This is a genomic window from Polaribacter tangerinus (assembly GCF_038024095.1).
Taxonomy (GTDB): Bacteria; Bacteroidota; Bacteroidia; order Flavobacteriales; family Flavobacteriaceae; genus Polaribacter; species Polaribacter tangerinus.
Genome location: NZ_CP150668.1, coordinates 2342936 through 2364287, shown reverse-complemented (window position 1 = coordinate 2364287; position 21352 = coordinate 2342936). Strand labels below are relative to the sequence as shown.

The 21352-nt window shown below is 32.7% G+C and carries 32 protein-coding genes; 2 read left to right on the top strand and 30 right to left on the bottom strand.

From position 1 onward, the window contains the following. The first annotated feature begins 48 nt into the window (after positions 1–48). Positions 49–1686 (top strand): alkaline phosphatase PafA, encoded by a 1638-nt coding sequence (gene pafA / locus WHD54_RS10375; RefSeq protein WP_088323492.1) that lies wholly within the window; start codon positions 49–51, stop codon positions 1684–1686. Positions 1687–1913: 227 nt separating this feature from the next. Here the strand turns inward: pafA and ctlX are convergent, their stop codons facing one another. Further along, positions 1914–2846, bottom strand: coding sequence for a citrulline utilization hydrolase CtlX (gene ctlX, locus WHD54_RS10370; RefSeq protein ID WP_088323493.1), 933 nt, complete (start codon positions 2844–2846; stop codon positions 1914–1916). 171 nt (positions 2847–3017) lie between these two features. On the opposite strand from ctlX, the gene WHD54_RS10365 reads away from it, so the two are divergent. After that, positions 3018–3968 carry a fasciclin domain-containing protein gene (locus tag WHD54_RS10365; RefSeq protein WP_088323494.1) on the top strand — a complete coding sequence of 317 codons (951 nt, stop codon included), beginning with the start codon at positions 3018–3020 and terminating at the stop codon, positions 3966–3968. Between the two features lie 84 nt (positions 3969–4052). Here the strand turns inward: WHD54_RS10365 and WHD54_RS10360 are convergent, their stop codons facing one another. The 29 genes from WHD54_RS10360 to rplB all read right to left on the bottom strand — a co-directional run bounded on the left by WHD54_RS10360 (position 4053) and on the right by rplB (position 21344). Further along, the gene (locus WHD54_RS10360) at positions 4053–4967 is read right to left on the bottom strand and encodes a dimethylarginine dimethylaminohydrolase family protein (protein ID WP_088323495.1); all 915 of its coding nucleotides are present in this window, start codon (positions 4965–4967) and stop codon (positions 4053–4055) included. 66 nt (positions 4968–5033) lie between these two features. Next, a complete protein-coding gene (locus WHD54_RS10355) occupies positions 5034–6320 on the bottom strand; it encodes a citrate synthase (RefSeq protein ID WP_088323496.1) in 1287 nt (428 codons plus the stop codon). A 177-nt stretch (positions 6321–6497) separates the two neighbouring features. After that, entirely contained in the window at positions 6498–7787 is a 1290-nt protein-coding gene (eno, locus tag WHD54_RS10350) for a phosphopyruvate hydratase (RefSeq protein ID WP_088323497.1), read from the bottom strand. Between the two features lie 135 nt (positions 7788–7922). Further along, the gene (gene carA, locus WHD54_RS10345; protein ID WP_088323498.1) at positions 7923–9032 is read right to left on the bottom strand and encodes a glutamine-hydrolyzing carbamoyl-phosphate synthase small subunit; all 1110 of its coding nucleotides are present in this window, start codon (positions 9030–9032) and stop codon (positions 7923–7925) included. A 96-nt stretch (positions 9033–9128) separates the two neighbouring features. Continuing rightward, positions 9129–9605 carry a 50S ribosomal protein L17 gene (gene rplQ / locus WHD54_RS10340; RefSeq protein WP_088323499.1) on the bottom strand — a complete coding sequence of 159 codons (477 nt, stop codon included), beginning with the start codon at positions 9603–9605 and terminating at the stop codon, positions 9129–9131. Positions 9606–9665: 60 nt separating this feature from the next. Continuing rightward, positions 9666–10658, bottom strand: a complete 993-nt coding sequence (locus WHD54_RS10335) for a DNA-directed RNA polymerase subunit alpha (protein WP_088323500.1) — start codon at positions 10656–10658, stop codon at positions 9666–9668. A gap of 92 nt (positions 10659–10750) precedes the next feature. Beyond that, positions 10751–11356 carry a 30S ribosomal protein S4 gene (gene rpsD / locus WHD54_RS10330; protein ID WP_088323501.1) on the bottom strand — a complete coding sequence of 202 codons (606 nt, stop codon included), beginning with the start codon at positions 11354–11356 and terminating at the stop codon, positions 10751–10753. Between the two features lie 80 nt (positions 11357–11436). Beyond that, complete coding sequence (gene rpsK, locus WHD54_RS10325) at positions 11437–11820, bottom strand: 30S ribosomal protein S11 (protein WP_088323502.1); 384 nt, start codon at positions 11818–11820, stop codon at positions 11437–11439. A gap of 76 nt (positions 11821–11896) precedes the next feature. After that, entirely contained in the window at positions 11897–12262 is a 366-nt protein-coding gene (gene rpsM / locus WHD54_RS10320) for a 30S ribosomal protein S13 (protein WP_088323503.1), read from the bottom strand. Then, entirely contained in the window at positions 12262–12378 is a 117-nt protein-coding gene (ykgO, locus tag WHD54_RS10315; RefSeq protein WP_004568720.1) for a type B 50S ribosomal protein L36, read from the bottom strand. The genes rpsM and ykgO overlap by 1 nt, the downstream gene beginning before the upstream one ends. 18 nt (positions 12379–12396) lie before the next feature. Then, on the bottom strand, positions 12397–12612 hold the full coding sequence (infA, locus tag WHD54_RS10310; protein WP_004568721.1) for a translation initiation factor IF-1: 216 nt from the start codon (positions 12610–12612) through the stop codon (positions 12397–12399). 1 nt (position 12613) lies between these two features. Next, positions 12614–13936: a preprotein translocase subunit SecY gene (gene secY, locus WHD54_RS10305; protein ID WP_088323504.1), complete on the bottom strand. Its 1323-nt coding sequence runs from the start codon at positions 13934–13936 to the stop codon at positions 12614–12616. Positions 13937–13949: 13 nt separating this feature from the next. Continuing rightward, positions 13950–14399: a 50S ribosomal protein L15 gene (gene rplO / locus WHD54_RS10300; RefSeq protein WP_088323505.1), complete on the bottom strand. Its 450-nt coding sequence runs from the start codon at positions 14397–14399 to the stop codon at positions 13950–13952. Positions 14400–14413: 14 nt separating this feature from the next. Beyond that, positions 14414–14596 carry a 50S ribosomal protein L30 gene (gene rpmD / locus WHD54_RS10295; protein WP_088323506.1) on the bottom strand — a complete coding sequence of 61 codons (183 nt, stop codon included), beginning with the start codon at positions 14594–14596 and terminating at the stop codon, positions 14414–14416. Positions 14597–14607: 11 nt separating this feature from the next. After that, positions 14608–15132 (bottom strand): 30S ribosomal protein S5, encoded by a 525-nt coding sequence (gene rpsE / locus WHD54_RS10290; protein WP_088323507.1) that lies wholly within the window; start codon positions 15130–15132, stop codon positions 14608–14610. A 3-nt stretch (positions 15133–15135) separates the two neighbouring features. Further along, the gene (gene rplR / locus WHD54_RS10285) at positions 15136–15486 is read right to left on the bottom strand and encodes a 50S ribosomal protein L18 (RefSeq protein WP_088323508.1); all 351 of its coding nucleotides are present in this window, start codon (positions 15484–15486) and stop codon (positions 15136–15138) included. A gap of 12 nt (positions 15487–15498) precedes the next feature. After that, on the bottom strand, positions 15499–16044 hold the full coding sequence (gene rplF, locus WHD54_RS10280) for a 50S ribosomal protein L6 (protein ID WP_088323509.1): 546 nt from the start codon (positions 16042–16044) through the stop codon (positions 15499–15501). A 10-nt stretch (positions 16045–16054) separates the two neighbouring features. Further along, the gene (rpsH, locus tag WHD54_RS10275) at positions 16055–16453 is read right to left on the bottom strand and encodes a 30S ribosomal protein S8 (RefSeq protein ID WP_088323510.1); all 399 of its coding nucleotides are present in this window, start codon (positions 16451–16453) and stop codon (positions 16055–16057) included. Positions 16454–16615: 162 nt separating this feature from the next. Further along, a complete protein-coding gene (rpsN, locus tag WHD54_RS10270) occupies positions 16616–16885 on the bottom strand; it encodes a 30S ribosomal protein S14 (protein WP_036825705.1) in 270 nt (89 codons plus the stop codon). 3 nt (positions 16886–16888) lie between these two features. After that, positions 16889–17440, bottom strand: a complete 552-nt coding sequence (gene rplE, locus WHD54_RS10265; protein ID WP_088323511.1) for a 50S ribosomal protein L5 — start codon at positions 17438–17440, stop codon at positions 16889–16891. Between the two features lie 8 nt (positions 17441–17448). After that, the gene (rplX, locus tag WHD54_RS10260; protein WP_088323512.1) at positions 17449–17751 is read right to left on the bottom strand and encodes a 50S ribosomal protein L24; all 303 of its coding nucleotides are present in this window, start codon (positions 17749–17751) and stop codon (positions 17449–17451) included. 36 nt (positions 17752–17787) lie between these two features. Further along, positions 17788–18156, bottom strand: a complete 369-nt coding sequence (rplN, locus tag WHD54_RS10255) for a 50S ribosomal protein L14 (RefSeq protein WP_088323513.1) — start codon at positions 18154–18156, stop codon at positions 17788–17790. Position 18157: 1 nt separating this feature from the next. Next, positions 18158–18415, bottom strand: coding sequence for a 30S ribosomal protein S17 (rpsQ, locus tag WHD54_RS10250; RefSeq protein ID WP_088323514.1), 258 nt, complete (start codon positions 18413–18415; stop codon positions 18158–18160). A 20-nt stretch (positions 18416–18435) separates the two neighbouring features. Then, positions 18436–18627 (bottom strand): 50S ribosomal protein L29, encoded by a 192-nt coding sequence (rpmC, locus tag WHD54_RS10245; RefSeq protein ID WP_088323515.1) that lies wholly within the window; start codon positions 18625–18627, stop codon positions 18436–18438. A gap of 11 nt (positions 18628–18638) precedes the next feature. Beyond that, positions 18639–19070, bottom strand: a complete 432-nt coding sequence (gene rplP, locus WHD54_RS10240) for a 50S ribosomal protein L16 (protein ID WP_088323516.1) — start codon at positions 19068–19070, stop codon at positions 18639–18641. A 22-nt stretch (positions 19071–19092) separates the two neighbouring features. Beyond that, positions 19093–19812 (bottom strand): 30S ribosomal protein S3, encoded by a 720-nt coding sequence (gene rpsC, locus WHD54_RS10235; protein WP_088323517.1) that lies wholly within the window; start codon positions 19810–19812, stop codon positions 19093–19095. Positions 19813–19823: 11 nt separating this feature from the next. Then, positions 19824–20228: a 50S ribosomal protein L22 gene (gene rplV / locus WHD54_RS10230; RefSeq protein WP_088323518.1), complete on the bottom strand. Its 405-nt coding sequence runs from the start codon at positions 20226–20228 to the stop codon at positions 19824–19826. A gap of 6 nt (positions 20229–20234) precedes the next feature. Beyond that, positions 20235–20513, bottom strand: coding sequence for a 30S ribosomal protein S19 (gene rpsS / locus WHD54_RS10225; RefSeq protein ID WP_088323519.1), 279 nt, complete (start codon positions 20511–20513; stop codon positions 20235–20237). 6 nt (positions 20514–20519) lie between these two features. Beyond that, positions 20520–21344 (bottom strand): 50S ribosomal protein L2, encoded by an 825-nt coding sequence (gene rplB, locus WHD54_RS10220; RefSeq protein WP_088323520.1) that lies wholly within the window; start codon positions 21342–21344, stop codon positions 20520–20522. Between the last annotated feature and the right edge of the window lie 8 nt (positions 21345–21352).

Here is a 21352-nt window from a genome sequence, read left to right as displayed (position 1 = left end):
AAAATAAAAATAATTATTTTTGAGCATATTTATACAAATTTAAACTCAATGAACAAGAAACTCCTATTTTTACTAATCGCCTCAATACTGCTTAGTAATTGTAATAAACAGCAACAAAAAAACAAAAAACCTACCCTTGTTATTGGTATAGTTATAGACCAAATGCGTTACGATTATCTTACTCGCTATTCAGACAGATTTGGCAATGATGGTTTTAATAGAATTTTAAAAAATGGCTTTTCATTAAAAAATGCTCATTACAACTATATTCCTACTTATACAGCCGTTGGACATACTTCAATTTTTACAGGAACAACACCAAGCAATCATGGCATAATATCAAATAATTGGTACGATAAGTTTCTTAAAGAAAGCATTTACTGTGTAGATGATAATAGATACGAAACAGTTGGTAATAATAGCGATGTAGGTAAAAAATCGCCACATAGATTGTATACAACTACGGTTTCTGACCAACTACATTTAGCTCAAAATATGCAAGGAAAAGCCATAGGAATTGCTATAAAAGATAGATCTGCTATTTTACCTGTCGGCCATACTGCAAATGCAGCTTACTGGTACGATGGTGGCGATAATAATAAATGGGTAACTAGTTCTTTTTACATGGATACGCTACCAAAATGGGTAACAGATTTTAACGAAAACAACAAGGCAAACGATTATTTAAATGAAACATGGAATACTCTTTATCCCATCGAAACGTATACAAAAAGTAGGGCTGACAACAATATTTTTGAAAATAATTTAAAAGGGCAAGAAACCCCAACTTTTCCAAAAAATTTAAAAGAACTCCGAACTAAAAATGGCAATTTTAGCCTTATTAAAACAGTACCTGCAGGAAATACATTAACGGCAGATTTTGCTAAAGCTGCTATTATTGGAGAAAATTTAGGAAAAAATGAAACAACCGATTTTTTAACGGTTAGCTTTTCTTCTACAGATTATGTGGGACATAGATATGGGGTTGCTGCAGTAGAAACCGAAGACACTTACCTAAGATTAGATAAAGATTTAGCAAACTTTTTTCAGTTTTTAGATACCCAAGTTGGTGCAGAAAAATATACATTATTTTTAACAGCAGATCATGCTGCTGTTCATGTACCTGCCTATTTGCAATCTCTAAAAATTCCTGCACATTATATGAGTACAAAAGATTTTAGAGATTTCATTTTAGGAATCACAAAAAAATATTTTAACTCAACAGAATTAATAGAAAATGTTTCGAACTATCAAATATTTTTAGATAAAGAAAAGATTCATAAACTCGGTTTAGACGTAAATGTGGTTGCGGAAAAATTAGCAGATGAAGTAGTAAATTTTGAAAAAATTTATAAAGCAGTATCGGCAAAAACATTACAGGCTTCTCAATTTTCTGAAGGTATTATGAGTTCTTTACAAAAGGGGTACAATCAAAAATTTTCTGGTGATGTATTGATGATTCCATACCCTGCCACGCTAATTAGTAGCAGAAAAGGAACAAGCCATGGTTCTGGCTATTCGTATGATACTCATGTTCCAATCATTTTTTACGGAAATGGAATTAAACAAGGAAGTTCTTCTAAAAAGTATGATATTACAGATATTGCACCAACTATTAGTACACTTTTAAATATAGAGTTTCCAAACGGAACTACTGGTAAAGTAATTGAGGATGTATTAAAATAATTTTTTGTACATTTAAAAAAATCTTAAAGTTAAAAAGGGGTATTTGTTAAAAAAATCCTTGCTTGTCGGCAATGTAGGCCTCTGTAATGCGAAAGTTAGTTGAGTTATAAATACCTATTTTTTCATAAACACTCTAAATTACAGTAAGACTGACCACTAAGAAAGTTTAGCAAAAAAAAAGCATTACTTAATTTTGTAATGCTTTTTTCTTTTAACTCAAAATAATTTTATCTCGTAGGTAAAAACACTTCTGCCATCATACAACGCGCGCTTCCACCACCACAAGTTTCTATGGTTTCTAGTGAACTAGAAATAATTTTACATTGATTACCTATTTTGGTAAGCTGACTTTGGGTTAAACTATCATGTGCAGCCTTACTCATAATTAGATAAAGTTCATTGTTGCTACCTTTAACTTGAAGCATATTTCCAGCAAATTGATGCATTTGAGCTTCCGATATTTCTATTAGCTTTTTTCCATCTTCTTTTAAATGCTTTAAAACATTTTTACGCTCTTTTTTATCATCAATAGCATCTAAACAAATAACTACAAATGTTTCGGCTATACACATCATAACATTCGTATGGTATATTGGTACTCGTTTATTGTTTACAGTTTGGTTTGCAACAAAAACTACTGGTGTATACTCGAAATCTTCGCAAAATTCTATAAATAGCTCTTCATCGGCTCTGTCAGATAATGCACAATATGCTTTTCTGTTTACTCTATCTAAAATAATACTACCTGTACCCTCTAAAAAAATATTTTCCTCTTCTGCAGATGTATAATCTACTATATCTTCTATTACAAAATTATTTTCTTCTAATATGTCTAAAATATCTTCCCTACGTTCTGAACGTCTATTTTCTGCAAACATTGGATATAAAACCACTGTTCCGTTCTCATGAAAAGATATCCAATTATTGGGAAAAACTGAATCAGGAGTGTCTGAGTCTGTAGTATCTGAAACAACAATAACTTGAATACCAAAACTTTTTAATTTAAAAACGTAAGCATCAAATTCCTCCTGAGCCTTTTTGTTAATCTCTGCATTTTTTAAATCAATATCTTCCTGAAAAAAATTATTAACTGCTGTTTGTTCGTTCTTCCTGAAACTTACAGGACGAATCATTAGTATGGTATTGGTAGTTTGATTCATATATTTATAATAATTTGACAAAAATATTAATTAAAAATATCATTTTACTAAAATCCTACATTAAAATACATCAGAAAATTGTTTGATAAATTTTGTCTTTTATTTAACAAAACTTTGTTTAATGTTTTTGTAATTTAGTTAAACATAAATAACTAATAAACACAATAGATTATGAAACTAGTTACGAAATTTTTTATAGGACTGTTACTAATTGGCGGTTTCTATTCTTGCAACAACGATAATGATGATGTTATCGAACCAAATACCATTGTAAATGTAGCTGTAAACAATAACCTTAGTTCTTTGGTTGCTGCAGTTACAAGAGCCGATTTAGTAAACACTCTAAATAGTCCTGGACCATTTACAGTATTAGCTCCAACAAATCGTGCATTTACAGAGTTTTTAAGTGATAATAATTTTGCATCTGTTGATGATGTTCCAAAAGAACTATTAACCCAAATTCTACTAAATCATGTAATAGATGGCAGCTTATTGGCTTCGGGTTTATCTACAGGTTATGCTACTACAAAAGCAACTAGCGCAGCTTCAAATACTCCATTATCTTTGCATGTAAACACCGACAATGGAGTTGTGTTTAACGGAATTTCTAAAGTTATCACTGAAAACATAATTGCAGACAATGGCATAGTTCACGTAATAGATAAAGTAATAGGTTTGCCAACTGTGGTAACATTTGCTACTGCAGATTCAAACTTTTCATCTCTAGTTGCTGCATTAACAAGAGAAACAAACTACACATATGTAAACACGTTATCTACAGCCAATGGTACTTCTCCAGCGCCATTTACAGTTTTTGCACCAACAAATAGCGCTTTTGCTTCTTTGTTAGAAGAATTGAGTCTTAATAATTTATCGGACGTTCCTACAGCAACCTTAACAAGCACTTTAAATACTCATGTAGTGGCTGGGAAAAATGTTTTAGAAAACGAGTTAACAAACAATTTACAAATTAATACTCTTGGTGGTAACCTTACTGTAAACATAGCCTCTAGTGGCGCTACACTTACAGACTCAAAAAGTAGAGTTAGTAAAATTGAAGTTACAAATATTCAGGCTAATAACGGTGTAATTCATCAAATTGATACCGTTGTACTAGAATAATTGATATTTAGAACATCCCCCAACAAAAAAGCTGCAAAATTATTGCAGCTTTTTTATTGAATTTAACTTGCAGTTAAAACGCAATTAGTGTCTAATTAATGGCATGGTAGAACATCTTAACAAACCTTCTTGTTTAGCAATTTCTGAGTAAGGAACTTCTTCTACAATAAAACCTTTTTTTCTTAACCAACTATTTAATCGTGTAAAGTTCTTTTCTGATATAATAACATTTTCTGAAATAGAAAAAACATTACTATTCATATGGTACATTTCTTCTTTATCAATCTCAAAAATATTTTCTTTACCAAAAAAAGTAACTAACCACTCATACTCTTCTTCAATTAAAAATCCATTTTTATGAATTATTGCTTTATCTTTTCCAATAGGTTGAAAACAACAATCTAAATGAAGAGCATTTTCTTTCGGGTCTGTATTTGATTTTCTCAACTCAAATGGCTTCACTATTTTATTAGGAAATAAATCTTGTAGTGCTTTTACCGCTTTTCTGTTAGTTCTAGCGGTAATATAATCAGAATAATCATCTCCAGAATAAGTACCCACAAATATATAATCGTACCATGGCATAACATCACCACCTTCTACATGACAGTCAGCAGGTAATTTTACTATTTTTAAGGGATTAATTTCAGATATTACGTGACTAATAGCTATTATTTCTTTTTCTCTGTCTGGTAAAATATTTGCCTTTACAAACACATCATCAATTACAAATGCAATATCTCTAGAAAAAATTTGATTATAATTCTCAATTACCTTAGGTCTAAATACTGTTACATCATACTTTTCAAAAACGTTGGCTACTGCCTCCATTTCTAGTATCATATCCGACTCTTTAGGATAAGTTCCTGCTTGCACATGTTGTATACTTTTAGGGTCGTAACAATCTTCAACTTTTGGCGTAGGGCCATTACTTTTTGCTGTTCCCAAAATAACAGCCTTCAATCTAGAGGTTTCGTTGGTAATATTTAACTTTAGCATAATTTCTATTATTAAAAAAGCTTCATTAAAAATGAAGCTTTAAATACTACTTTAAGAGTACCTATCTTATCTTTTCTCAATATTGATAAAATCTCTTTCTGTTTTTCCTGTATATATTTGACGCGGACGTCCGATTGGTTCTTTTTTCAATCTCATTTCTCTCCATTGAGCAATCCATCCTGGTAAACGTCCCATTGCAAACATTACAGTAAACATTTCTACAGGAATACCCATTGCTCTGTATATAATTCCTGAATAAAAATCTACGTTTGGATATAATTTTCTATCTACAAAATAAGGGTCATTTAATGCCTCTTGCTCTAAACCTTTTGCCACCTCTAAAATAGGATCGGTAACTCCCAAACTATTTAAAACTTCATCTGCAGCTTTTTTAATAATTTTTGCTCTTGGATCGAAGTTTTTGTAAACTCTATGTCCAAAGCCCATCAACCTAAAAGGATCGTTTTTATCTTTAGCTTTCGCCATATATTTTTTGGTATCTCCACCATCTTCTTTAATAGCCTCAAGCATTTCTAAAACTGCTTGGTTTGCGCCTCCGTGAAGTGGACCCCAAAGAGCTGATATTCCTGCAGATAATGAAGCAAATAAACCAGCATGAGATGAACCCACAATTCTTACAGTAGATGTAGAACAATTTTGCTCGTGATCTGCATGTAAAATTAAAAGTTTGTCTAGAGCATCTTTAATAATAGGGTTTACAACGTAATCTTCATTCGGACTTTGAAACATCATTTTCATAATGTTTTCTACATACCCCAAAGAATTTGTGCTGTAAGTTAAAGGCAATCCTTGCTTTTTACGCATTGTCCATGCAACTATTATTGGAAATTTTGCCATTATTTTAACTATGGCATTATACATTTCTTCTTCAGAATCTACATTTACAGATGACGGGTTAAACGCTGTTAATGCACTTGTTAATGAAGATAACACTCCCATCGGATGAGCTGTTTTTGGAAATGCATCTAAAATTTTCTTTAGATCATCATCTAAAATAGCCATCGACTTAATATCTGAATGGAATTTTTCTAATTGACTTGTGTTTGGTAAATCCCCAAAGATTAAAGCATAAGCAACTTCTAAAAAATCTGCTTTTTCTGCTAATTGCTCAATTGGATACCCTCGGTATCTTAATATCCCTTTTTCACCATCTAAAAATGTAATAGCACTTTCGCAGGAACCTGTATTTTTAAATCCAGGATCAATCGTTACAATTCCATTTGTTGCCGATCTTAAAGACTTAATATCTATGGCAACTTCATTTTCTGTTCCTTTAGTAAGAGGAAATTCAAAAGAATTTTCTCCAATTTGTAATTTTGCTATATTTGACATTTACAGTAGTTTTATTATGAATTTCTGTGTTGCACGAAGATACCATTTTTTCAATAATTTTGAAATGTGTTCGTATAGATTTTTGAAATTTTAAAATAACATTAACTTATCTAAATATTTTGCAAAAAAAAACCTCATATGTAAGAATTATGAGGTTTTTGTTCCGTTATCAGTTCATTAGATTTTAAATGCTTTTTCTTTAGGGAAATAAGCAACTTCTCCTAATTCTTCTTCAATTCTTAATAATTGGTTGTATTTTGCCATTCTATCAGAGCGAGAAGCAGAACCTGTTTTTATTTGTCCACAATTTAATGCCACAGCTAAATCTGCTATAGTATTGTCTTCAGTTTCTCCAGACCTATGAGACATTACAGAGGTATAGCCTGCATTTTTTGCCATATTTACTGCTGCAATTGTTTCCGATAAAGTTCCTATTTGGTTTACTTTTATTAATATTGAATTGGCAATACCGTTTTCAATTCCTTTAGACAAACGCTCTACATTTGTAACAAATAAATCGTCTCCAACTAATTGAACTTTATCACCAACCTTTTCTGTTAAATATTTCCAACCTTCCCAATCATTTTCATCCATTCCATCTTCTATTGAAATAATAGGATATTTAGAAGATAATTCTGCTAAATAATCTGCTTGCTCTTGACTCGTTCTTACTTTACCACTTGGGCCTTCAAATTTTGTGTAATCGTATTTACCATCTACATAAAATTCTGCAGCAGCACAGTCTAAAGCAATCATAATCTCGTCTCCTAACTTGTAACCTGCATTACTCACTGCTAATGCTATAGTTTCTAGTGCATCTTCTGTTCCGCCTTCTAGGTTAGGTGCAAATCCACCTTCGTCTCCTACTGCTGTAGATAAATTTCTATCATGCAGTACCTTTTTAAGGTTATGGAAAATTTCAGATCCCATTTTCATAGCTTCACTAAAAGTTGAGGCTTTAACTGGCATCACCATAAATTCTTGAAAAGCTATTGGAGCATCGGAATGTGAACCACCATTAATAATATTCATCATTGGTACAGGAAGTGTATTTGCAGAAACACCACCAATATATCTATATAAAGGCATGCCTAACTCATTTGCGGCAGCCTTAGATACCGCTAAAGAAACTCCTAAAATAGCATTTGCTCCCAAAACAGATTTATTTGGTGTACCATCTAAAGCAATCATTAGCTTATCTATTGCATTTTGTTCAAAAACAGAAACTCCTAACAATTCTTGGGCAATTGTTTCATTTACGTTTTTTACTGCGTTTAAAACACCTTTACCCATATAGTCTTTGCCGCCATCTCTAAGTTCTACAGCCTCATGTTCTCCTGTAGACGCTCCTGAAGGAACTGCAGCTCTTCCTAAAACTCCATTTTCGGTGATTACATCAACCTCTACAGTAGGATTTCCTCTAGAATCGAAAATTTGACGTGCGTGAACTTTAATTATAATGCTCATTATTTTTATATTTAATAATTAATATCTTGGTTTGTACTCGTTGCTAATTTACAAAAAACCACTCTTTTAAGAGTGGTTTTGATAGCTTACTTACGAAAACGTTTTCAGTTTTATTTTTTAGAGATAAAAGAAATATTATTCTTTTGATTTGCGAATATTATCAATAAACTGATCAAATAAATACTCAGAATCATGTGGTCCTGGACTTGCCTCTGGGTGATATTGAACAGAAAAAGTGTTTTTATTTTTCATTCGAATACCAGCAACTGTATTATCATTTAAGTGAATATGAGTAATTTCAATGTCTTTATGTGATTCCGTTTCTTCTTTATGTATAGCAAAACCATGGTTTTGAGAAGTAATTTCTCCTTTTCCTGTTAAAAGATTTTTAACAGGGTGATTAATTCCTCTGTGACCATTGTGCATTTTGTATGTAGAAATGCCATTAGACAATGCTATAACTTGATGCCCTAGACAGATACCAAATAAAGGAAAATCTCTTTTAATAATTTCTTTAGCTACTTTTTGTGCTGCATGTAAAGGTGCTGGATCGCCTGGTCCGTTTGAAATAAAATATCCATCAGGATTAAAAGAACTTAAATCCTCAAAAGAAGCATCGTAAGGAAAAACTTTTACACAAACATCTCTTTTAACTAAATTTCTAATAATATTTTTTTTAATGCCAATGTCTAGTGCAGAAACTCGGTAAGTGGCATTTTCATCACCAACAATATAAGCCTCTTTTGTAGATACTTTTGATGCTAATTCAAGCCCTTCCATACTTGGTACTTCAGATAATTGCTGCTTTAAGGCATCTATATTATCCACATCTGTAGATATTATGGCATTCATTGCTCCGTTATCTCTTATGTAAGCAACGAGTGCTCTAGTATCTACATCAGAAATTGCAACAATTTTATGTTTCTCAAACCAATCTTTTAAGTTACCATTAGAGTCTGCTCTCGAGTGAGTAAAGCTAAAGTTTCTGCATACCAATCCAGAAATTTTTATTCCATCAGATTCTACTTCGTTATCATTCACACCATAATTACCAATATGTGCATTTGCTGTTACCATAATTTGGCCAAAATAAGAAGGATCTGTAAAAATTTCTTGATAACCTGTCATACCAGTATTAAAACAAATTTCTCCAGTAGATGTTCCTTCTATACCTACAGATTTACCATAAAAAATTGTTCCATCTGCTAATAAAACTAATGCTTTTTTTCTTGTTTGATATTTCATTGAATTGGGTGTATTTCTTGCTGTAAAAATATAAAAAAAGGGATAAACGTAAACGTTTATCCCTTTTATATAATTTAAAAAATTTTCATTTTTATATTATTCTTCAGATTTTTCTTCTGTAGTTGCTGTTTCTTCTACTTGTGGAGTTGCTGCTTTTTTGCTTCTTCCTCTTCTTGTAGATTTTTTAGCCTTGTTACCTTTTGGATTGTAAATTTCATTGTAATCTACAAGTTCAATCATAGCCATTGGGGCGTTGTCTCCTTGACGGTTTCCTAACTTTATGATACGAACATAACCTCCTGGTCTGTCAGCAACCTTTACAGAAATTTCTCTAAATAGTTCTGTTACAGCATATTTATCTCTTAGGTAAGAAAAAACTACACGTCTGTTGTGAGTTGTATCGGCCTTTGATTTCGTTATTAAAGGCTCTACAAAAACACGTAAAGCTTTTGCTTTAGCTACTGTAGTGTTAATACGTTTGTGTTCTATTAAAGAACAAGCCATATTTGCTAACATTGCCTTTCTGTGGGCTGTCTTTCTTCCTAAATGATTAAATTTCTTTCCGTGTCTCATTACGTTTGTTTTGTTCTCTCATCTTGCATCTACCCATTTTGGGGAGCAAAATATGAAAGGTTAATCTTTATCTAATTTGTATTTGCTTAAATCCATTCCGAAATTTAGTCCTTTAACAATAACTAATTCTTCTAATTCAGTTAAAGATTTTTTACCAAAATTTCTAAATTTCATTAAATCACTTTTGTTAAAAGATACTAAATCTCCTAAGGTATCAACTTCAGCTGCTTTTAAACAGTTTAAAGCTCTTACAGAAAGATCCATATCAATTAATCTCGTTTTTAATAATTGACGCATATGTAGAGATTCCTCGTCATATGTTTCAGTTTGAGCAATTTCATCTGCCTCTAAAGTGATACGCTCATCTGAGAATAACATAAAGTGGTGAATTAAAATTTTCGCAGCTTCTGTTAATGCCTCTTTAGGATTGATTGAACCATCTGTATCGATATCAAAAACAAGTTTTTCATAATCTGTCTTTTGCTCTACACGATAGTTTTCTATAGAATACTTAACATTTTTTATAGGTGTGTAAATAGAATCAGTAAAAATAGTTCCTATCGGTGCAGATGGTTTTTTATTTTCTTCTGCAGGAACAAATCCTCTACCTTTTTCTATGGTAAGCTCTGCATTTAATTTCACAGATTTATCCATATTACAAATAACTAAGTCTGGATTTAAAACTTGAAAACCAGAAATAAATTTCTGTAAATCTCCCGCAGTAAATTGCTCTTGACCAGAAACAGATACAGATACAGTTTCTCTGTCAGTTTCATCAATTTGCTTTTTAAAACGAACTTGTTTTAAATTTAAAATAATTTCTGTAACATCTTCTACAACACCAGGTACTGTAGAAAATTCGTGCTCTACACCATCAATTCTTAATGATGTAATTGCAAAACCTTCTAAAGAAGATAATAAAACTCTTCTTAACGCATTACCTACTGTTAAACCAAAACCTGGTTCTAAAGGTCTAAACTCAAATCTACCTTTAAAGTCAGTAGATTCTATCATAATAACCTTATCAGGTTTTTGAAAATTTAAAATTGCCATAATTTCTTCGTTTTAATTGTTATTTGGTTGCGCGAAGTAAAAGTCTGAAGAAAAACAATTACTTCCTTTGGCCAAATACCAATGTTAATTTATTATTTAGAATATAATTCTACTATTAATTGCTCTTTGAAGTTCTCTGGAATTTGAATTCTTTCTGGTGCTTTTACAAAAGTACCTTCTTTTTTATCTGAATTCCAAGTTAACCATTCGTACACATTGTTGTTAGATGCCAATGCATTTTCTATGGTTTGTAAAGATTTAGACTTTTCTCTAACTGCAACAACATCTCCTTCTTTTAAAGTGTAAGAAGGAATATTCAAAATTTCTCCATTTACAGTAATGTGTCTGTGAGATACTAATTGACGAGCACCACTTCTAGAGTTTGAAATTCCCATTCTATATACAACATTGTCTAAACGAGACTCACATAATTGTAATAAAATTTCACCTGTAATTCCTTGAGATGCTTGAGCCTTCTTAAATAAATTACTAAACTGACGCTCTAAAATACCATAAGTATATTTAGCTTTTTGCTTCTCCATTAATTGAGTAGCATATTCAGATTTTTTTCCTCTTCTTCTTGCATTTCCATGCTGTCCTGGAGGGTAATTTCTTTTCTCGAAGTTTTTATCGTCTCCGAAAATTGCCTCGCCAAATTTACGAGCAATCTTAGTTTTTGGTCCTGTATATCTTGCCATTTCTTTGTTGTTATAATCAGGGATTATGAATTAAGGCTAATCCTTCGATAATCTAATTCCTGATTGATTAAAATATTTAATTATACTCTTCTTCTTTTCGGTGGACGACAACCATTATGAGGAATTGGAGTAACGTCAATAATTTCTGTTACTTCTATACCTGCATTATGGATTGATCTAATAGCAGATTCTCTACCATTACCTGGTCCTTTAACGTAAACTTTTACCTTACGTAAACCTGCTTCTTTTGCAACATTTGCACAATCTTCTGCTGCTAATTGAGCCGCGTAAGGAGTATTCTTTTTAGAACCTCTAAAACCCATTTTACCTGCAGATGACCATGAAATAACGTCACCTTTTTTATTTGTTAAAGAAATAATAATGTTGTTAAAAGAGGCTGTTACATGAGCTTCTCCTGTAGCTTCAATTATTACTTTACGTTTTTTTGTGCTTGCTTTTGCCATAATATTTAAGTTTTAGTAATTTAGTTTTCTAATATTTAACAGTGTTAATGTTTAGATCTTTATTACTTATCTAACTTTATTTTTTCTTGTTAGCTACTGTTTTTCTCTTACCTTTTCTCGTTCTAGAGTTGTTCTTAGTTCTCTGACCTCTTAAAGGAAGACCTAATCTATGACGAATACCTCTTTGGCAACCAATATCCATCAATCGCTTGATGTTTATTTGCACCTCAGAACGCAATTCACCCTCTATGGTAAAAGTTCCAACTTGTTCTCTAATTGCAGCGATTTGATCATCAGTCCAATCTTGAACTTTAATACTTTCGTCTACTTTTGCTTGAGCTAAAATATCTTTTGCTCTACTGTTTCCTATACCAAAGATGTAAGTTAAAGCAATAACTCCTCTTTTATTCTTTGGAATATCAATACCTGCTATTCTTGCCATTACCCTTGTCTTTGTTTAAATCTAGGATTTTGTTTATTAATTACGTATAATCTACCTTTTCTGCGTACTATTTTGCAGTCGGCACTTCTTTTTTTAACTGATGCTCTAACTTTCATCTGTTTTGTTTTATTTTGTTAGTATCTGTAAGTAATTCTTGCTTTTGATAAATCGTATGGGCTCATTTCTAGCTTTACCTTATCACCCGGTAAAAGTTTAATATAATGCATACGCATTTTTCCTGAAATGTGAGCCGTAACAATATGTCCGTTCTCTAATTCTACTCGAAACATTGCATTAGATAATGCTTCTGTAATGGTTCCGTCTTGTTGAATTGCTGATTGTTTAGCCATACTATTTATTCGATTTTCTATTACTAGTTCCTGGTTTCATTAAACCATCATAATGACTGTTTAATAAATAAGAATTAATCTGTTGCATTGTATCAATAGCTACACCTACCATAATGATTAATGAGGTACCACCGTAAAACATTGCCCAACTTTGTTGTACTCCAAACTGAACAACTATAGCTGGTAAAATTGATAATGCTGCTAAAAATAATGATCCTGGGAACGTTATTCTAGATAAAACACTATCTAATTTGTCTGCTGTATCTTTACCTGGTCTAATTCCTGGTATAAAACCACCACTTCTTTTTAAATCATCTGCCATTTTATTCGTTGGAATAGTAATAGCTGTATAGAAATAACTAAAAATAATGATTAATAGTGCAAATATTATATTATAGCCCAATCCATTAATGTCTTGTAAACCTGCAATAGCTGGAAATCTTTGTGCTAATGCAACAGGCAAAAACATAATTGCTTGCGCAAATATAATTGGCATAACACCAGCAGCATTTAATTTCAAGGGAATATAGTCTCTTGAACCTGCAACATTTTGTGTGTTACCCGCAACAGTTCTTCTTGCATATTGAACTGCAATCTTTCGAACAGCAGTAACCAATAATACAGTTAATAAAATTACTACAAACCAAACTATTATTTCAATCAAAATCATCATTAAACCACCTGCACCAGAGTTTTCTGTTTTTGAGAAAAACTCTTGTAAAAATGCAGAAGGAAAGTTTGCTATAATACCAACAGTAATAAGTAAAGAAATACCATTTCCAACTCCTTTGTCTGTAATACGCTCACCTAACCACATTGCAAAAATTGTACCCGCAGTTAATATTATAATTGATGAAACCCAGAAGGTTGCACCACTAACTAAAAAAGCTTCAGGTCCTAAACCGAACTGAGTTTTTATAGCAGTAATATACGTTGGTGCTTGAACCAATGTAATTCCTATAGTTAGCCACCTAGTAATTTGAGTAATCTTTTTTCTTCCACTTTCTCCATCTTTTTGTAATTTTTGTAAGTAAGGAACCGCAATTCCCATTAACTGAACTACAATAGATGCTGAAATATAAGGCATTATACCTAGTGCCATAACAGACGCTCTAGCAAATGCCCCTCCTGTAAATGCATTCAATAATCCTAAAAGACCTCCAGATGTACTTTCTTTTAAAGCAGATAATTGTAATGGATCTATTCCTGGTAAAGGAACAGCTGCCATAAAACGGTAAACTGCAATTAAACCAACAGTTAAAAGAATTTTGTTTTTTAACTCTTCTATCTTGAATATATCTTTTAGCGTATTAATAAAATTCATCTTTTACAAGTTCTTATAAAGTTACAGCTTCTCCTCCAGCTGCTTCAATAGCTGCTTTTGCCGATGCTGTAAACTTATGTACAGTTATATTTAATTTAGCTTTTAACTCTCCGTTACCTAAAATTTTGACTAGGTCATTTTTACCAGCCAATCTCAATGCAACTAGAGTGTCTAAATTTACTGTATCCGTTATTTTTCCACTATCTACTAAAGACTGTAACTTATCTAAGTTAATTCCTTGGTATTCTTTTCTATTAATGTTTGTAAAGCCAAACTTAGGAACACGTCTTTGAAGTGGCATTTGACCTCCTTCAAAACCAATCTTTTTAGAATAACCTGAACGAGATTTTTGTCCGTTATGACCTCTAGTGGCAGTACCACCTTTACCAGAACCTTCACCTCTTGCTATTCTTTTTCCTTTTTTAATGGAACCCTCTGCAGGTGTTAAATTGTGTAAACTCATCTTTTTAAAATATCTTATTTAATTTCTTCTGAAGAAACTAAGTGTTTAACTGTATTTACCATACCAATAATTGTTGGAGTTGCCTCGTGTACAACAGTTTGGTGCATTCTACGTAAACCTAATGCCTCTAAAGTTCTCTTTTGATTCTGAAGACGCCCGATTTGACTTTTTACTTGTGTAACTTTTATTTTTGCCATCGTTCTTAGATTTATCCGTTAAATACTTTTTCTAAAGATATTCCTCTTTGCTTTGCTATAGAAGCAGCACTTCTTAATTGCAACAATGCATCGAAAGTGGCCTTTACAGCGTTATGAGGATTTGAAGAACCTTGAGACTTTGATAATACATCATGAACTCCAACAGATTCTAATACAATACGAACTGCACCACCGGCAATAACTCCTGTACCAGGAGAAGCAGGCTTGATGAATATTTTTGCTCCACCAAACTTTCCTTTTTGCTCATGAGGTAATGTTCCATCTAAAATAGGAATTCTTACTAAATTTTTCTTTGCATCTTCAACTGCCTTAGCAATTGCAGAAGAAACATCTTTAGATTTTCCTAATCCATGTCCAACAACACCATTACCATCTCCAACAACAACAATTGCAGAGAAACCGAATGCTCTACCTCCTTTTGTTACTTTGGTAACACGTTGTACACCTACTAACTTATCTACAAGCTCTAATCCGCTTGGTTTTACTCTTTCTACGTTTTTATAACCTTGCATAATTTCTTAAAATTTTAAACCAGCTTCTCTTGCAGCTTCAGCTAATACTTTAACTCTACCATGGTATAAATAACCATTTCTATCAAAAGCAACGCTTTCTAAACCTGCCTTTACTGCTTTTTCTGCAATTGTTTTACCAACTAATGCAGCAGCTTCAGACTTAGAGCTTGCTTTAACACCTTTATCTCTAGAAGATGCAGAAACTAATGTAGTTCCATTCACATCGTCTACTATTTGAGCGTAGATTTCTTTGTTACTTCTGTAAACCGATAATCTTGGTTTTGTAGGAGTTCCAGATACAATCTTTCTAATTCTACGCTTTATTCTAGTTCTTCTTTGTAGCTTTGATAATGCCATAATACCTATATATTATGCAGATTTACCTGCTTTTCTTCTTAATACTTCACCAACAAACTTCACACCTTTACCTTTATAAGGCTCTGGAGCTCTGAAAGAACGAATCTTTGCAGCTACTTGACCAACTAATTGCTTGTCAAAAGAAGTTAATTTAATGATTGGGTTTTTCCCTTTCTCTGAAATTGTCTCAACTTTTACTTCAGGAGCTAGTTCTAAAACAATATTATGAGAGAAGCCTAAAGCTAAATCTAATTTCTGACCTTGGTTAGAGGCTCTATAACCCACACCAACCAATTCTAAATCTTTAGTCCACCCTTTGCTAACACCTTCTATCATGTTGCTAATTAAAGCTCTCATTAATCCGTGTTGTGCTTTGTGGTCTTTACTTTCAGAAGCTCTATCTAAGGTGATAACACCGTCTTCAATATTTAATGTGATACCATCGGAAATGGTTTGTGATAACTCACCTAGTTTTCCTTTTACAGTAACAACATTGTCTTTAATGCTAACATCTACACCTTGTGAAATGCTAACGGGATTTTTTCCTATTCTACTCATTTCTGTAAGATTAATAAACGTAACATAAAACTTCTCCTCCAACGTTCTCTTGACGTGCCTTTTTATTTGTCATCACACCTTTAGATGTGGAAACAATAGCAATTCCAAGTCCGTTTAATACTCTTGGCATCTCAGAAGAGCCAACATATTTACGTAAACCTGGTGTACTGATACGTTGAATTTTTCTAATTACTGACTCTTTTGTGTCTTTGTCATACTTTAAAGCAATCTTAATAGTTCCTTGAACAGTATTGTCATTGAACTGATAGCTTAAAATAAAACCTTGGTCGAACAAAATTTTAGTCATCTCCTTCTTCAAATTAGAAGCAGGAATTTCTACTACTCTGTGTCCTGCTGATATTGCATTTCTTACTCTTGTAAGAAAATCAGCAATTGGATCTGTATACATACTTATTTATATTGCGATTATGGTTTTCATCTACCTCTATTTATGCTACAGATTTCTCTGTGATAAATGAACCTTTAATCAGTTAAAATTCTTATACTCAAAAAAAATAGAGCGTGCAAAGATACACATTCTATTTTTATTTTTAAGATTTAATTTGACTTTCTACCAACTTGCTTTTTTAACACCTGGTATTAAACCTTGGTTAGCCATTTCTCTGAAAGTAACACGAGATAAACCGAATTGTCTCATATATCCTTTTGGACGACCTGTTAATTTACATCTGTTATGCATTCTAATTGGTGATGCATTTTTTGGTAATTTTTGCAATGCTTCATAGTCTCCGGCTTCTTTTAAAGCTTTTCTCTTTTCAGCATATTTTGCAACTGTCTTAGCTCTTTTACGTTCACGAGCTTTCATTGATTCTTTAGCCATTTCTTAATTTTTTTTGAATGGTAAACCTAATTCGCTTAATAATGATTTAGCTTCTTTATCAGTGTCTGCAGATGTTACAAAAGTAATATCCATTCCATTGATTTTTTTCACTTGATCAATATTTATTTCTGGGTAAATGATTTGCTCAGTAATACCTAAGTTGTAATTACCTCTACCATCAAATCCATTTGCTTTTATACCGTTAAAGTCTCTTACACGTGGTAAAGATGCTGTAACCAATCTATCAAGAAATTCATACATTTTATCACCTCTTAAAGTAACTTTAACACCTATTGGCATTCCTTTACGAAGCTTAAATGCAGCAACGTCTTTTTTAGACATTGTAGAAATTGCTTTTTGACCCGTAATCTTTGTCAATTCTTCTAAAGCATAATCTATTAATTTCTTGTCTGCAATAGCAGCACCAACACCTTTAGAAACAACAATTTTTTCTAATTTTGGCACTTGCATTACATTCTTATAACTGAATTCTTCGGTAAGAGCGCTTATAACTCTTTCTTTGTATTCTGATTTTAATCTTGGTACGTAATTCATGATTATTCTTATTTTTTAGTTTTTTTAGAGACTCTAGTTTTAGTATCTCCATCAACTTGATAACCTACTCTTACAGCTACACCTCCTTCTACTAACATTACGTTAGATATATGAAGTGATGCTTCTTTTTTTACAATACCTCCTTGTGGACTTTGTGCGCTTGGTTTTGTGTGCTTAGAAACTAAGTTAACACCTTCTACAAGAACTCTATCTTTATCCTTAAGGATTTGTAAAACTTTACCTTCAGATCCTTTGTGGTCTCCTGCAATTACTTTTACAGTATCTCCTGATTTTATTTTGAATTTCTTCATTTCTTATCTTTTTTTACAATGGAGCAAGCTCCTTTGTTATAACACTTCTGGTGCTAATGATACTATTTTCATGAATTGTTTCTCACGAAGCTCACGAGCTACAGGACCAAATACACGTGTTCCTCTCATCTCCTCTGTAGGATTTAACAGCACACAAGCATTATCATCAAATCTGATGTAAGACCCATCTTTACGTCTAACTTCTTTTTTTGTTCTTACAACAACTGCTCTAGATACTTGACCTTTTTTAACAGTTCCGTTAGGAGTTGCAGATTTAACAGTTACTACAATCTTGTCTCCAATACTTGCGTAACGTTTTTTTGTTCCTCCTAAAACTCTAATTACTAAAACTTCTTTTGCTCCAGTATTATCTGCGACTTTTAATCTTGATTCTGTCTGTAACATATTATTTAGCTCTTTCTAGGATTTCTACTAATCTCCAACGTTTAGACTTACTCATAGGTCTTGTTTCCATGATCTTTACAGTATCGCCTTCGTTGCAATCATTCTTTTCGTCGTGTGCAACGTATTTCTTCGTTTTTAATACGAACTTACCATACATTGGGTGTTTAACTCTTTTGGTTTCTGAAACAACAATAGATTTTTCCATTTTGTTACTAGATACAACACCAATTCTCTCTTTTCTAAGATTTCTTTTTTCCATCTTTAAAACTGACTATAGAATTATTGTAATTCTCTTTTTGTTAATTCTGTTGCAATTCTTGCTACAGTTCTTCTTAAGCTTCTTAATTGCAACGGATTCTCCAAAGGAGTAATTGCATGTGCCATCTTAAGATCAGTATAATTCTTTTGCAACGCTCCATGCTTCTCTTGAAGATCTGCAATAGATAATTCTTTAATTTCTGATTGTTTCATTGTATATAGAATTAAGCGTTAATATCAAAATCTCTTGCTACAACAAACTTCGTTTTTACTGGAAGTTTCTGTGCTGCTAAACGTAAAGCTTCTTTTGCAATATTCATTGGCACTCCACCAACTTCAAACAAAATTCTACCCGGTTTAATCACTGCAACAAAATGATCTGGTGCTCCTTTACCCTTACCCATACGTACTTCTAAAGGCTTTTTTGTAATTGGCTTGTCTGGAAAAACTTTAATCCATAACTGACCTTCCCTTTTCATGTAACGAGTAGCCGCGATACGAGCTGCTTCGATTTGACGAGATGTAAGTAAATTCTGGTCTAAAGATTTAATTCCGAACATTCCATTAGAAAGTTGGTTTCCTCTACCAGAAATACCTGTCATATTTCCTTTCGCCTTCTGTACCTTACGGTATTTTACTCTTTTTGGCTGTAACATTTTTAATTTCTAATTTTAAAAATTATTTTCTTCTACGAGGCTGACGTTTAGATCTATCACCACCTTTAGAACCAGATTGCTTCTTAGACAAACCTACTAACGGAGATAACTCTCTTTTACCATATACCTCACCTTTCATGATCCATACTTTAATTCCTAATCTTCCATAGGTAGTATGAGCTTCTACAAGTGCATAATCAATGTCAGCTCTAAAAGTAGAAAGAGGAATTCTACCTTCTTTAAAATGCTCTGAACGTGCCATCTCTGCTCCATTTAAACGTCCTGAAATCTGAATTTTAATTCCTTCAGAGTTCATACGCATAGTAGCTTGGATAGCCATCTTAATAGCTCTCTTGTAAGAAATTCTATTTTCAATTTGACGAGCAACACTTGTTGCTACTAATCTAGCATCTAATTCTGGACGCTTAATTTCAAATATATTTAATTGAACTTCTTTGTTGGTAATTTTTTTTAACTCTTCTTTTAACTTGTCTACTTCCTGACCACCTTTACCAATAATGATACCAGGTCTTGCAGTAGTAATAGTAACGGTTACAAGTTTTAAAGTTCGCTCTATAATTACTCTTGATACACTTGCTTTAGATAATCGAGCATGAATATACTTTCTTATCTTATCATCTTCAGCAATTTTATCTCCGTAGTCATTGCCACCATACCAGTTAGATTCCCAACCTCTGATGATTCCTAAACGATTTCCTATTGGATTAGTTTTTTGTCCCATTTCTACTTTGATTAATTACTTAAATTTTTACTTCCTAACTCTATAGTAACGTGATTAGAACGCTTACGAATTCTGTGTGCACGCCCTTGTGGAGCTGGTCTTAGTCTTTTTAACATACCTGCGCTGTCTACACATATAGTTTTTACAAATAATCCAGCATCTTCAATAGCTGCATCTTGGTTCTTAGCTTGCCAGTTTGCAATTGCAGACAATAACAATTTTTCTAAGTTTATTGATGCTTCTTTTGGACTGAATTTTAAGATTTGTAAAGCTTTTTCTACCTCTACTCCTCTTACTTGATCTGCTACTAAACGCATTTTTCTTGGTGATGTAGGACAGTTAGTAAGCTTTGCAAAAGCACGGTGCTTTCTTGCTTCTTTTAACTGATCTGCCATATTTTTTTTACGAACTCCCATTGCCTACTATTTTTTACCTTTATTTTTTGCACCAGCATGTCCTCTAAAAGAACGAGTTGGTGAAAATTCGCCTAATTTATGCCCTACCATGTTTTCAGTTACAAAAACTGGTACAAACTGACGGCCGTTATGAACCGCTATTGTTTGTCCTACAAAATCTGGAGTAATCATACTTGCTCTAGACCAAGTTTTAATTACAGTCTTGTTTCCAGCTTCTACATTAGCCAACACTTTCTTCTCTAATTTATAGTGAACGTAAGGTCCTTTTTTTAATGATCTTGCCATAACTTATTATTTCTTTCTACGTTCTATAATATACTTATTACTAGCCTTAGTTTTAGATCTAGTCTTATAACCTTTAGCTGGTATACCATTTCTAGATCTTGGATGACCTCCAGAAGCACGTCCTTCTCCACCACCCATTGGATGATCTACAGGGTTCATTCTTACTGCATTTGTTCTAGGTCTTCTACCTAACCATCTAGATCTACCAGCTTTACCTGATACAAGTAATTGGTGATCTGAGTTAGATACGACTCCAATAGTAGCCATACAAGTTAACAAAATAAGCCTTGTCTCTCCAGAAGGTAACTTAACAGTTGCATATTTACCATCTCTTGCCATTAACTGAGCAAAAGAACCTGCAGAACGAGCCATAACAGCTCCTTGACCAGGATGCAATTCTATACATGAAATAGTAGTTCCTAAAGGAATTTCGCTTAAAGTCATTGCATTTCCAATTTCTGGTGCAATACCCGAACCTGAAATTACTACCTGACCCACTTTTAAACCGTTCTGTGCAATTACATAACGCTTTTCTCCATCAGCATAACTCAATAATGCAATAAAAGCAGTACGATTTGGATCGTACTCTATTGATTTAACTGTTGCAGGAATATCTTTCTTATCTTTCTTAAAATCGATAATACGATATTTTTGTTTATGACCTCCTCCAATATTACGAGTAGTCATTCTTCCCTGATTGTTTCGACCTCCAGATCGTTTTTTCGAAGTAAGTAAACTTTTCTCCGGCTTATCAGTTGTGATGGTGTCGAACCCATTTACAACTCTAAAACGCTGACCTGGTGTTATTGGTTTTAATTTTCTAACTGACATTTTTGTCT